Annotated in this window: 12 protein-coding genes and 1 pseudogene; 8 read left to right on the top strand and 5 right to left on the bottom strand. The window is 34.2% G+C overall.

All coding sequences use genetic code 11. The features are described 5' to 3' along the window. Nucleotides 1-134: 134 nt before the first annotated feature. Nucleotides 135-1,125, top strand: a pseudogene (gene hemB / locus GM3708_RS14355) (porphobilinogen synthase). Between the two features lie 351 nt (nt 1,126-1,476). On the opposite strand, the gene GM3708_RS14350 reads toward hemB, so the two are convergent. Further along, a protein-coding gene (locus GM3708_RS14350; protein WP_144439325.1) for an IS1 family transposase occupies nt 1,477-2,209 on the bottom strand; the annotation gives its coding sequence in 2 pieces (ribosomal slippage) (nt 1,477-1,870 and nt 1,869-2,209; 735 coding nt in all). Between the two features lie 361 nt (nt 2,210-2,570). Between GM3708_RS14350 and GM3708_RS14345 the strand changes: the two genes are divergently transcribed. Then, nucleotides 2,571-3,188: a hypothetical protein gene (locus GM3708_RS14345; RefSeq protein ID WP_066348369.1), complete on the top strand. Its 618-nt coding sequence runs from the start codon at nt 2,571-2,573 to the stop codon at nt 3,186-3,188. Between the two features lie 16 nt (nt 3,189-3,204). On the opposite strand, the gene GM3708_RS14340 is transcribed toward GM3708_RS14345, so the two are convergent. Both GM3708_RS14340 and GM3708_RS19470 read right to left on the bottom strand, forming a co-directional pair. Next, entirely contained in the window at nt 3,205-4,041 is an 837-nt protein-coding gene (locus tag GM3708_RS14340; protein ID WP_304440346.1) for an IS4 family transposase, read from the bottom strand. Between the two features lie 12 nt (nt 4,042-4,053). Beyond that, complete coding sequence (locus GM3708_RS19470; RefSeq protein WP_231932959.1) at nt 4,054-4,356, bottom strand: hypothetical protein; 303 nt, start codon at nt 4,354-4,356, stop codon at nt 4,054-4,056. Between the two features lie 518 nt (nt 4,357-4,874). On the opposite strand from GM3708_RS19470, the gene folE reads away from it, so the two are divergent. From folE to GM3708_RS14310, 5 genes are all read left to right on the top strand, one after another. Beyond that, on the top strand, nt 4,875-5,534 hold the full coding sequence (folE, locus tag GM3708_RS14330; RefSeq protein ID WP_066348362.1) for a GTP cyclohydrolase I FolE: 660 nt from the start codon (nt 4,875-4,877) through the stop codon (nt 5,532-5,534). Nucleotides 5,535-5,659: 125 nt separating this feature from the next. Next, entirely contained in the window at nt 5,660-6,655 is a 996-nt protein-coding gene (locus tag GM3708_RS14325; protein ID WP_066348354.1) for a GTP-binding protein, read from the top strand. A 49-nt stretch (nt 6,656-6,704) separates the two neighbouring features. After that, nucleotides 6,705-7,472 carry a GTP-binding protein gene (locus tag GM3708_RS14320; RefSeq protein ID WP_066348352.1) on the top strand — a complete coding sequence of 256 codons (768 nt, stop codon included), beginning with the start codon at nt 6,705-6,707 and terminating at the stop codon, nt 7,470-7,472. Nucleotides 7,473-7,478: 6 nt separating this feature from the next. After that, on the top strand, nt 7,479-8,294 hold the full coding sequence (locus GM3708_RS14315; RefSeq protein WP_066348349.1) for a metallophosphoesterase: 816 nt from the start codon (nt 7,479-7,481) through the stop codon (nt 8,292-8,294). 302 nt (nt 8,295-8,596) lie between these two features. Continuing rightward, nucleotides 8,597-9,292 (top strand): metallophosphatase, encoded by a 696-nt coding sequence (locus GM3708_RS14310; RefSeq protein ID WP_066348348.1) that lies wholly within the window; start codon nt 8,597-8,599, stop codon nt 9,290-9,292. Here GM3708_RS14310 and GM3708_RS14305 read toward each other — a convergent pair. Further along, nucleotides 9,289-10,716, bottom strand: a complete 1,428-nt coding sequence (locus GM3708_RS14305; RefSeq protein WP_066349498.1) for an NADP-dependent isocitrate dehydrogenase — start codon at nt 10,714-10,716, stop codon at nt 9,289-9,291. The two genes, GM3708_RS14310 and GM3708_RS14305, sit on opposite strands and share 4 nt — an antisense overlap. A 108-nt stretch (nt 10,717-10,824) precedes the next feature. Continuing rightward, nucleotides 10,825-12,438 carry a YcjF family protein gene (locus GM3708_RS14300; RefSeq protein WP_066348345.1) on the bottom strand — a complete coding sequence of 538 codons (1,614 nt, stop codon included), beginning with the start codon at nt 12,436-12,438 and terminating at the stop codon, nt 10,825-10,827. A gap of 142 nt (nt 12,439-12,580) precedes the next feature. On the opposite strand from GM3708_RS14300, the gene GM3708_RS14295 reads away from it, so the two are divergent. Continuing rightward, nucleotides 12,581-13,099 carry a hypothetical protein gene (locus GM3708_RS14295; protein ID WP_066348344.1) on the top strand — a complete coding sequence of 173 codons (519 nt, stop codon included), beginning with the start codon at nt 12,581-12,583 and terminating at the stop codon, nt 13,097-13,099. The last annotated feature ends 31 nt before the right edge of the window (nt 13,100-13,130 follow it).

Genomic DNA, 13,130 nt, shown 5'->3' with positions numbered 1-13,130 from the left:
ATTCTACCAAATTTAAGGATTAGGATTTTAATAATTTCTTTAGCAATTGTAAAAAAATTGTAGAGGAAGTAACCCAAAACATGATCATTGTTTGTTACTATAAACGATAATGATTATCATTTTACGAAGATTTTATGTCCTTATTGTCGTATCGCCCAAGACGTTTAAGACGCACAGAATCATTACGATCAATGGTACAAGAGAACCAAGTAACCGTCAATGATTTAATTTATCCCGTATTTGTGATGCAAGGGGAAAACATCAAGCAAGAAATCCCCTCCATGCCTGACTGTTATCGTTTTTCCCTCGATTTATTACTTTTAGAATTACAAGAAGTTTTTGATTTAGGCATAAATGCGATCGCACTTTTTCCCTTAATAGAAGAAAATAAAAAGGATAACGAAGGAAGAGAGAGCTATAATCCAGAAGGATTAGTACAACGCACCGTAAGAACCATTAAAACAGAAATCCCTCAGATAACAGTCATTACCGATATTGCCCTTGATCCTTACTCTATTTATGGTCATGATGGTATCGTTAAAGATGGAGAGATATTGAATGACGAAACTGTGGAAATATTAGTAAAAATGGCATTATCTCACGCCGAAGCAGGGGCGGATATGGTTGCCCCCTCAGATATGATGGATGATGGATGGTAGAATTGGAGCAACTAGACAGGCATTAGATAAAGAAGGATGGATAAATACAGGAATCCTCGCCTACTCAGCAAAATACGCCTCAGCTTATTATGGACCATTTCGGGATGCGTTAGAATCTGCCCCCCAATTTGGTGATAAAAAAACCTATCAAATGGATTATGCTAACGGGAAAGAAGCCATCAAAGAAGTAGCTTTAGACATCAAAGAGGGTGCAGATATGGTAATGATAAAACCTGCCCTAGCCTATTTAGATATTATTAGACGGCTACGAGATTATACTAATTTACCCGTAGTTGCCTATAATGTTAGTGGCGAATATGCCATGATAAAAGCCGCCAGTCAGCGAGGGTGGATAGACGAAGATAAAGTCGTGTTAGAAACCCTTACCAGTATGAAAAGAGCAGGTGCAGATTTGATATTAACCTATTTTGCCAAACAAGTAGCCCAACAATTAAACCAACATTAATAATAAATATATTATCTGGTTCGTAGTAACCCCTTTAGGGGTTATTAAACTGGTAAGAAAGATGAGGTTTATTATAACTCTTTGTCATTCAAAAAATCTTTAATGGTAAATGTAATTAACCTCAGTTTTGGATAAGAAAACAGGCAAATAGTAAGCTGAATATAGCAAACTATCAAACTAACTACTGCCTTATGCTACTGTGTTCTATCAATGACTAAATAAATTACTTTGTTTGATTCCGTTTAGAATGGCTTTTACCTCAATCTGCTTAACCAAAACTCAGGTTAATTAAGTAGCAAATGTTTGAATATTACTTGTTAGACAAAATTAAATTATAGGGCATTGGTGATTTTAGGTATGAAGAAGACTAAAAGTAGGTCTCCCTAAAGGACGAAAAGGAATTGGTATATCTTTAAATTTGAGATAGTGAATCAATAGTGAAACAGAATACTTTAAAATCTCCATGGATTTTGAATAACATAAAGTTTTTCGATGTAGTCTAGCAAGATAATGTCTTAATCTCGTATTTTCTCCCTCCACTCTGGTCATGTATGTTTTACAGATGATTTGGTCGCCCTCAGGAATAAAGTTTCCATAGACTTTCCACCCTTCTGTTACATAAAAATAACAATGCCATTTTTTTACTTGCTCCCACAACGGTCTAAATGTTTTTGCACTTCTATCCCCTATGACCCATTCCAATATACCCTCGTGAAAATGATCTACCGCTGTCCATCGCCAGATTGGTTTTTTTTGAGCCGACAAAGGTTTGCAATTCATCTAATTCTCCAACTTCTGGTCGCGTTTCTGGATGATAGCTCTGTGGCAAAATTTGACCCACTGCTTTAACCCAAGAGATGATCGTTGTATGATGCACCTGTTTAATCCTCCCAATAGCTCGAAAACCCATACCATTGACGTACATTTTTAAGCATTCTTTTCTGAGATCATCACTATAACCTTTACCACTGAGTTGTTCTGGAGCTATAAATTGTCCGCGACAATGAACACAAATATGATTTTGTTTTCCTTTTTTTATGCCATTTTTATTGATATTCTTGGAGCCACATTCTGGACATTTCATGTTTTTTTACTTCACTTTTTTCCTCTTTCTATCATACCCTCATTCACCAACGCCGAAAAATCTTTATTTATTCGCACACTTGATGATCTTCATAAATCCATCAATTCAAAGGATGAATACGAGATCTTGCGTGCATCAGCATTAATTAGACAGCTATTTCTAGATGGCAGGAGCTCTCTTATTGACAAGATAAATCGCGAGCATCGTCATAACTCGAATTTGAAGTTGTTGAGCATCTACCACCAGATATTCATGAGATTAGCTTTCAGCTTTGGTGTGTTATTGATGGTATTGACCCTACCCTAGAGCCACGCCTTCGCATCTACCACGAACAAAGAAGAAACGCGACGACTTCTTTAGCATGATTATTGCGATTGTTGATGGCCATAGCTATTCCATTAAAGAGCTAGTCCTGTTTGTTGCCAATGTAATGGGTGGAGTGCATTCTGGTACTTTTGATAATGACAAAGCCAAAAGTTTTGCTCAATTTAAAGAGTTATATATTTTTTCAGATATTAACGTAGCCCTCTTATTTATACGTATAATTGGTAGGATTATACTTGAGTCTTTAAAGCCGTTACAGTATGAAGTTCTCGACTTAGCTAGATTTGAAGATAAAGCCGGAATTTCTATTTATTTTTCGCTCACTTTATATCCGCTGCCAGATAAGCAGAGTTACATCTTAGATATTGGTACAGAAGATACGCGGAATAGGATATCTATCTACTTAGACTATAAGGGTGAGCTTAGTCTTAGGTTTTATGATTCTTCTGGCAGTTGCTATTTAGTGCAAGCAGGGTCTGCCGATCTCGCATATCGCTATGGTGAACCAAAATACCTAACCTTTCAAGCAGCAATTCATAAGGCTGAGTTGTTTTTATGTATAGAGGCTGGTGGCTGGCGGCACTTTTACATCTCGCGTACTGATTCTCAAGATAGCTTCGAGGACTTTCATTATGTCTTGGGGTCAGATGTCTGAGGGGGCGACAGAACATTCAGAATGCAGATTGGATAAGGGAAATAGCCCTCATACCTTGACGATAATAGGACTGTTTCTGAGGAAATAAAGAGGTTAACTTATCTAATTGTTCTTGAAAAAAGCAGATTTCACTTAGCCATTTTATCCCATTTAAACCAATAGAAAAATCACTATATCTTTTATATCTTCTTCTTTTTTCTGTGGGTCTAACTAGATATTCACTTATTCCTTTTCTTTTAATTTCTTCTCCTATAAATGTTGAATAACTATAGGATAATGTTATCAGTATAATTAAAGAAATTAGTCGTTCATTTTCAAGTTTTGTACTTTCTAAGTTATAACCTCCTAATTTAAAATCTCTAAACATTTCTTCAATACCCATTCTTTTGGAATAAGCAGAGATTGTTTCCGACATACTTTCTAAATTTGTGAGAATAAACCATGGCTGTTTACTCGATTTATGTCTATAGTTTTTCTTCCATTTTGCTGCTAAATTAATTCCTGAGAATCCCTTGGTTTTTGTAACTTTTATTCCTCGATAATATACGGAGAATCCTGGAGATAAACCTAATTCACTCAATCGAAACCATATATCAGTTTCTAACTCCACATATTCACTCTTTTTTAAACGTAGAGATAAATAAACCTGTTTCTCTACTGATAACCATTTTGCTAAATCCACAGAGCAAAATTCTCTATCTCCTAAAACGATTATTTTATATTCAATTAATAAATTAATACTTGCTTCTAATACTTGTTTTTGTTCTGATAAATTACTACTTCCTTTTTTATTTAATAAGATAAAATATACAGGGATAGCTCCTTGATGATGAACTAAACTTACCATCAATATATTAATGTTTTGCTACTGTGTTCTATCAATGACTAAATAAATTACTTTGTTTGATTCCCATTGGTTCATAATCCATGATTTTAAAATCGGAAACCATATGGTTTCAACTTTCCAATTTTTCAGACTTAAAAATCTTTGTAACTTTTTAATTCTACTTCTTAATTTAATCGGATAAGGAAAAAGTTTTGCCATTTCTTCTAACCTAACAGTTTTAAGATTTTGAAGTAAATTAACTAAAAGACAAAGAGTTAAATATTGAGGTAAATTAAACTGTTTTTTTAAATACTCCTGATAAAATTGGGGAAGTTGAAACATCTTTTTCTATAGTAATTAATATAAAAACTAAAAACATCTTATTTTTATCCAGATTACCAGCTTCAATCTCTTATTCAGGTCAGATGTATTTGGCAATGCAGAAACTAACATGGCAATAATGGAGACATGTATATTCTTAAAAATTCTAAGTATGTCAGATCAGATAAAAATGAAAGAATATCTAGAACAAAGACTTAGCAATAGATATAGTGCGAGTGTTAAATTTGAAGGTAACAAGTTTTTATATTCAAACAATCATCCAAATTTTCATGACAACAGGGCAACACAATCTACTTAATTTAAAAAGGGTGATTGAATTTAAAGAAAGTATGGGCATTTGTTAAGTGAGGACTATTTGGGATCGAACTTTATAAGGTGATGAGTGTGATTAACTTTTAAATTACATTCCCTTTTTCCGAACTTATTAAGAATTTTAGCGAAAAAGTTATAATCTCAACCTCTTGTCAAAACGAATGATAATGATTATCATTTTAAATAGTCTCCACTCAACCAACAATATGACATACACAGGATCTTCTATCATTAAGTCTGCTAATCATAATAATTCCTTCCCTAACCTCATCACAGAATCACAACCTCCTGTAACAGAGGCGGATATGGTTCAAGCAGTTAGAACATTATTACTAGGTTTAGGGGAAAATCCCGACAGAGAAGGATTAAAAGACACTCCCAAAAGAGTCGTAAAAGCCTTAAAATTCCTCACCTCTGGTTATAATAAATCCCTCGATGAATTGCTAAATGGTGCAGTATTCCACGAAAACGCCAATGAAATGGTATTGGTGAGAGATATTGACTTATTTAGCTCCTGTGAACATCATATACTACCAATTTTAGGTAGGGCGCACGTTGCTTATATTCCTAACGGTAAAGTCATTGGTTTATCAAAAATTGCCCGTATTTGTGAAATGTATGCTAGAAGATTGCAAGTGCAAAAACGTTTAACCTCTCAAATTGCCGATGCTTTACAAGGCTTATTGCAACCTCAAGGGGTCGCAGTGGTTATCGAAGCGAGTCATATGTGTATGGTAATGCGAGGAGTGCAAAAACCCGGCCCTTGGACTTCTACCAGTGCATTACGAGGTGTATTTAATGATGATGCCAAAACCCGTCAGGAGTTTATGAATTTAATTCAGCACCGTCCCACTTTTAACAGTTAATATTGGTAGGCTAAAGTATTGGCGAATAGAGAAGAGTAAAACAGGCATCTTGCCTATGATAAAAATAATTCTTATTATGCCTCTTGCCTTGCCTTTCTTAATTCTCAATTCTTAATTTTTAATTTATGGAAAGTTTAATTTTACCAAAAAGAGGTTTACCCGTTACTATTATTACTGGTTTTTTAGGGAGTGGTAAAACTACTTTATTGAATCATATTTTGACTAATAATCAAGATTTAAAAGTCGCTATTTTAGTCAATGAATTCGGTGATATTGATATTGATAGTCAGTTATTAATCTCTACTGATGATAATATGCTTAGTCTCAGTAATGGTTGTATTTGTTGTACAATTAATGATGATTTAATAGATACAGTTTTTCAAGTTTTAGAAAGTGATAAAAAAATTGATTATTTAATCGTTGAAACAACAGGAGTTGCCGATCCTTTACCTATTATTTTAACTTTTTTAAGTCCAGAGTTGAGGGATTTAGTGCGTCTTGATTCCGTGTTAACTTTAATCGATGCGGAAAATTTTACTTCTGAACATTTTGAAAGTGATGCGGCTTTAAAACAGGTAATTTTTGGAGATATTATTTTATTAAATAAGGTTGATTTAGTAACTGAAGACAAAATTAAAGAGTTAGAAAAAGATATTTATTGTATTAAACAAGGTGCTAATATTTTACATACTGAATATGGTAAAGTACCCTTACCTTTAATTTTAGATATTGATGTAAGTAAACCAACTAATTATCCTTCGGAATCTGTTACTAATTCTCATGATCATCACCATCATCACCATGATCATCATCACTCTAATCATTTAGAAATTGATGGTTTTATGTCTATTTCTTTTGAATGCAATTGCCCCTTTAATGTGGATAAATTTCAAAATTTAATTATCGATAATATCATGAATCAAGTATTTAGAGCAAAGGGAATTTTATGGTTTGCTGAAAGTAAGTTAAAACACATTTTTCAATTAAGTGGAAAACGTTATGATATTGATACTCAAGAATGGGAAAATAACCCTAAAAATCAGTTAATAATGATAGGAAGAAATCTTGATGAAAATAAACTAAAAACGAAACTGAAAGAATGCCTTGTTAGTGAATCATAAATAATGATTATTACGTCAATACCGAATCTCTCATTCTTAATTCTTATATATGATAACAGCTGTACTGGGTAACTTTGGGGTAGGTAAAACCCATTGGATAAAACAACAAATTAAACAGAATAATGAAGATATTTATTATATTAGTCCACAAACTAAAACTTTTCCTGTTGATGGTGCTTTTTTACAAAGTTTTTTCCCTGATTTATCAATTACTGATTTAGAATCTCCTACAGAATTATTAAAATTATCACAAAAAAATGATGTTTATTTAGAAATTCCTGAATATCTGGACGTGAAAGCAATTCTTTCTATTTTATCAGCTTTAAATTGTCAAAAAATTGCCATAGTTAGTAAAGATGAAAGTAAAGAAAAATGGCAAGAATTAGCAGATAAAATTATTGTCAATAAAGAAGTAATAATGAATGATAATTTAAACTCTTTTTCTGATTTAGAAATTCATCGTGCAGGTTTAACCGAAGAAGTGTTAGATTTTGCTAGTTTAGAGACTTTTTGGCAAGAATTAACCCAAGGTGCTTATGGGGACATTTTTCGAGCTAAAGGTATATTTAATATTATGGATGGTCAATGTGTCTATGGTGAATATTTACATAACAGTTATAATCCTGAATTTTATCCTTTGAATATACCATTATCATTAGAAGGCGGACCAACTCATTTTAGTGGTTTAGAAATCATCGGTTGTAATTTAGACAAACAAGCCATTGCCGATACTTTAGGGGATTTTTGTCTGGGAGATGATGCTGTTAATTACTATCAACAACAGGTTAAAGAAACATTACTTTTATCTAGGGAGTAAAATTAAATGAAAATTGCCGTTATGTCTTGTATTCACGCTAATTTACCTGCTTTTGAAGCTGTGTTAAAGGATATTGACGAAAATCACTGCGAGACTATTTATAGTTTAGGATATTTAGTGGGTTATGGTCCTCACCCTAACGAAATTGTGGATAAAATCCGAGAGTTAAATATTCCTTCAGTGCAAGGTTGTTGGGATGAGGATATAGTAGAAGGGTTAAATTCCTGTGAATGTAGCTATCCTTCGTTATTAGCAAAAAAAAGAGGTATAATCGCCCATGAATGGACAAATCAACAAATTACTGCCGAAAATCGTCAATTTTTAGCTGAATTACCTCGTACTCTCAAGCTTGAAAACCTTTGTTTTGCCCACGGTAGCCCTCATAGCAATCACGAATACATTTTGCCTGAAATGGATGCTTTTACCGCCTTAGAGCATGTTTTAAGTAGTGAAGCTGACGTTTTATTTTGTGGACATACTCATATTCCTTATCATCGAACCTTAAAGGTTGGAATGTTACAAGTTAAGGTGAATGAATCTAACATTGAATCTGAATCACAGAGACAATTTAAAACTCCTTTAAAACGTATTATAAATGTGGGTTCGGTGGGTGAACCTCGTCATGGAAAACCAAATGGTACTTATGTGATATACAACACAAAGACACAGGAAATAATTTTAAAAGAGGTAGAGTATGATTATCAAACAACTTGTCGGGATATTATCGAAAAAGGTTTACCGCCGATTTTTGCATGGTGCTTGGCTAGAGGTTTAGAGTTTGCAGAAAAAGCCGAAGACGCAACTCATGTTTGTCAACGATAATCGGAGTTTGCCTCATGGGAGGTAACGATAGAAAGGGCAAAGAGATTGAAATTAACTTAAAGTATATTAAAATTGATTTTTTGACTTTTGCTTATTAAGTATTTTTGATGTGATACAACATCTCAGTATTAGGTATTGATTTTCGATTAGCAACAAATTTATTTTTTGTTTTATAGCAGTCGCCATGATGCTTGGGGTATTAACAAAGTAATACAGGATAATAAGGAATTAAAAGCCCTTGCCTAAAGGATTGAAATGTTCTAACCTGTCGGTTACTATACTATTAACTATTAATTAACAAAATGTGGGCAATTTTAAGCGGAATTGAAGGAAATTTACAGGCTTATCACGGAGTGATAAATGATATTTTAGGACAAAAAATGTCAGTAGAAGAAATCTATATTCTGGGTGATATTATTGGTATCAGTGAGAATAATGAGGCTTTAGTTAAAGAAATTCGTCACCCTCATCATAATATCCCTATTCGAGTTTGTCGGGGTTGGTGGGAAGAACAATGTATTATCCTCCATAGTTTACACTCTACCGCAGATCCAGTGGAATTGATCAACAAATATGGTGTTGAAGCCTCAAAAAAACTTTGGGATTGTGTTTCTCGTGAAACGGTGGAATGGTTACGAAATTTAGACTTTGGTTTTGTAGAGTTTGACTGTCTTTTAATTCATGGTAGCAGTGTTAATATAAGTGAAGTTTTAACCCCTGATACTTCTCCTTGGATTATTCTTGATCGATTAAATCGTGTCAATGTTAATTATCTATTCTGCGGTAGATCCAGTCAAATATTTGATTATGAGTTACAATCAGGTTTTATTACATCCGCCGTTATGAGTTTAGATAATAAATCTATATCTGAAGTTCAAGAATTCACAAAAAAACGGTTAATTGGAGTAGGGAATATAGGAAAAACAGCTAATACTGCTTCCTATACCCTTTACAATCCTTATAATAATCAACTGAAATTTACACAGATTAATTATTAATTATCAAAATTGTCGATAATTGCTTGAGCAAATTCTGAACATTTCAACGGTGTCTCCACTGGAGGTGTCATCATCCTTGCTAAATCGTAGGTAACTTGTCGAGATGCGATCGCCTTACTGATTCCTTGACGAATTAAATCGGCGGCTTCTTGCCAACCCATAAACTCTAACATCATTACTCCTGATAATATAACAGAACCGGGATTGATACGATCGAGTCCTGCGTGTTTCGGGGCTGTTCCATGAGTAGCTTCAAAAATAGCACAGTTATCACCAATATTAGCACCTGGCCCCATACCTAAACCTCCAACAATGGCAGCTGCAGCATCGGATAAATAATCACCGTTGAGGTTCATGGTTGCTAAAATAGAGTATTCATCAGGGCGAGTTTGGATTTGTTGAAAGATACTATCAGCAATGCGATCATTTACCATAATTTTATCTTGCCATTGTCCATTACCGTGACTATTCCAAATGGCATCTAACACAGTTTTAACTTCTTCACAAATTACGGCCTGTTTTTCAGGGGTTAAACCATTGTAACCAGGCTCAATTTGACGAGCATTATCTTCGATGGAAATATCTGGATTTGCTTCTCTATTACCTAAAATCCACGATTCCCTCTCGGTAACACACTCTTGACGAAATTCAGTAGTTGCCAATTCATAACCCCAATCACGAAAAGCTCCTTCAGTATATTTCATGATATTACCTTTGTGAACTAAAGTCACCATCTGCTTATTTTTAGGCAAACGTAAAGCATTTTGAATCGCCCGTCTTACTAAACGTTGTGAGCCTTTTTTACTAATTGGTTTAATGCCGATACCTGAATCAAGGGGAATCTGTTTATTTTTGTGTTCAGGTGTAGCAGGAATTAAATCTTCATTGAGAATTTTAATCAATTTCTGCCCAATTTCTGAGCCTTCTTTCCATTCAATGCCTAAATAAATATCTTCAGTATTTTCACGATAAACAATAATATCCAATTTTTCGGGGGTTTTATGGGGAGAAGGTGTACCTTCATAGTAACGACAAGGACGAACACAGCTATAGAGATCAAAAATTTGTCTTAAGGCAACGTTTAAGGAACGAATACCACCACCTACAGGAGTAGTCAAAGGACCTTTAATAGCGATGCCATATTCTCTGATAGCGGTTAAAGTATCTTCGGGTAGATATTGATAAGTGCCATATTTCTCACAAGCCTCATCTCCAGCATAGATTTTAAACCAGCTAATTTTGCGTTTACCACCATAGGCTTTTTCTACCGCCGCATCAATGACTTTTTCAGAAGCTGGCCAAATATCAACTCCCGTACCATCACCACGAATGAAGGGAATAATCGGATTATCAGGTACAATAGGTAAACCATTATCAAATTTTACTTTACTACCAACTTCTGGCGGTGTCAATTTTTCAAACATATTATTTTTAAACCAAGATTTCTTCTTTAGCATAATATGATAAATCATCGTGAACAGTATTTCTTCAGTGTTATTGTTCTCTGACTTGAGAAAAAAACGAATATTAAATTACCAATAATCTTTCGATTTATCGTTACTTCCCCAGTCATCGCCTTCATCAAAATAAATTTCATTACTGTATTCGATTTGATCATTAATATTATTATCTAAAGTATCTTTTATTGGTTCAATTACACGAGTAATCGCATCTTGCACAAAAGCCTTCACAAATTCATCTTTGCGACTTAGCTTAAATTGTCTTTGCACTACTTCTGTTATTCCTCCATCACCCCAATCTTGATCCTGACTAAAATATTCTACAAAACTTTTACCTGCAATTCTCGTTAAATATGCCGCACTGATGCCTTGAATAACTTTGCCCACCACATAAGTCGCAGCTGTGAATTGTAATGCTTTTGCTACTAATTCCACCGCACCTTTTACCACTCCTAAACTCACAAGAGTTTTACCTAAAGATACCGCTAAATCTTTTCCCGTATCATTGTTCAAATCACAATTGTAAACTTGCCCAATTTCTACTACCATTTGGGCATTTACCGCCGCCGTTGCCAACATATCCAAAACTGGTAAAGGTGTACAAGCGATGACTCCTGCACCAATCCACTGATAACGCATGATAATTTTATCAGCTTCTCGCACCCGTTGCTGACTAATTAATTTTCGGGCTTCTTCCCCTAATCTTTGAGATTGCAAGAGAATGTTATCGGCTAATAAATCATCTCCTTCTGCACGACAAATAGCGGCTAAACGTTTTATCACACTGGTTATTTCGATGTCTGGTTGTATCATTTCATCCTCAGAAAATTGCACAGGTTGAGGATTAGCACAGGCTTTCAATACATCTACAGGGGCGATAAAATTTTTAACTCTTTCTTGGAGGTTAGTGATAATTATTTCTTGTTCGTCTTCTGAATATAAGTCTATCTTATTAAAAATTAACAGTGAGCGCTTTCCAATACTCGCCAAAGCCTCTAAAGGAGTAAATTCCGAAGCTCTTAAATCATTATCACAGACGAATAGTAATAAATCCGCTTCTGTGGCTAATTGTCGGGCTAATTGTTCTCTAATTTCCCCTGGTGCACCCATTTCGAGAATTCCGGGGGTATCAGTAATCAAAATTTCTCGATTAGCTTGAGGAAGTTTTAAGCTATAAGTAACCCCTTCAGTTGTCGTTCCCATACTTGCGTTAACGTTACCCACCATTTCACCAATTAAAGCATTGACAAGGGAGGTTTTACCAGCACTACCTGTGCCGAAAACCGCTACTTTTAAGATGCCAGTGGTTAAATTTGCCTCAATTTGCTTAGATTTAGCTAGTAAGGCTTTTTGGGTAACTTCATCTTGAATTTGAGCTACTTGCTTTTTAACTGCTTGAATAGTTTTAGAGGCAATCTCATTTTTTTCTGCGGGTAAAGCTGGTAAATTTTTACGACGTTTACCTTTATTAGCAGATTTGTTGGGAAGAATGCCTAAATAGTAGATAAAGATGGCAATAAAACAGATGAGTAAGACAATGAGAATAAAAACCAGAAAATTAGCTAAAAATGGACTAGTCCATGCTATTTCACTATAAAGTCTAGATAATGAGCTAATTAACCACAGCATTAATCCGAAAATAACACTTAAACCGACAACGATGGTGATAATACGAGATAAAGGCATGATGATAATTAACTGTGAACAATGAACAATAAATATACATTTACCATTGCTTTTTTAAATTATCTCATGTCGAAAAAAATATGGGAACAAAAAATAACTGCATCAGTCACACAGGAGTATAACAATCTATAAATATAATTTTATGCTGTTCACAACACAAAAACAAATTTCTGGCATCGCTATCACTTTAGTTGCCATTGCCACTAACCTCAGCTTTATGAATATTGCTAAAGCCGAAGAAATAAACTGTCAAGGAACTTTAGGTGCAATTACTGTAGATAATGTTAAAGTGCCTCAAGGTAAAACTTGTACTTTAAACGGCACAACTATTAAAGGTAATATCGTAGTTAATAATCGAGCTACTTTAAAAGCCAATGGTGTAAAAGTTAATGGTAATATTCAAGCAGAAGGTGCTACTGCGGTTAATGTTAATTCCAATACCACCGTGGGAGGAAGTATTCAAATTAAACAAGGAGGCAGTGCTAGTATTCTTAGTAACAAAATTCAAGGGGATGTTCAATTATTTTCCAATTCAGGAAAGTTAACCGTCAGCAAAAATAATATTGGCGGTAATTTGCAATGTAAAGAAAACAAAATTACTCCTGTAGGTGGAGAGAATATTGTTGAAGGTAATAAAGAAGATCAATGTTCCAAACTTTAATTGTTAATTATGCTTAATAGTAGGGGATTTA

Source organism: Geminocystis sp. NIES-3708, from assembly GCF_001548095.1.
GTDB lineage: Bacteria > Cyanobacteriota > Cyanobacteriia > Cyanobacteriales > Cyanobacteriaceae > Geminocystis.
The sequence above is the reverse complement of the archived record's forward strand: the minus strand, read 5'-3'. Positions and strand labels throughout refer to the sequence as shown.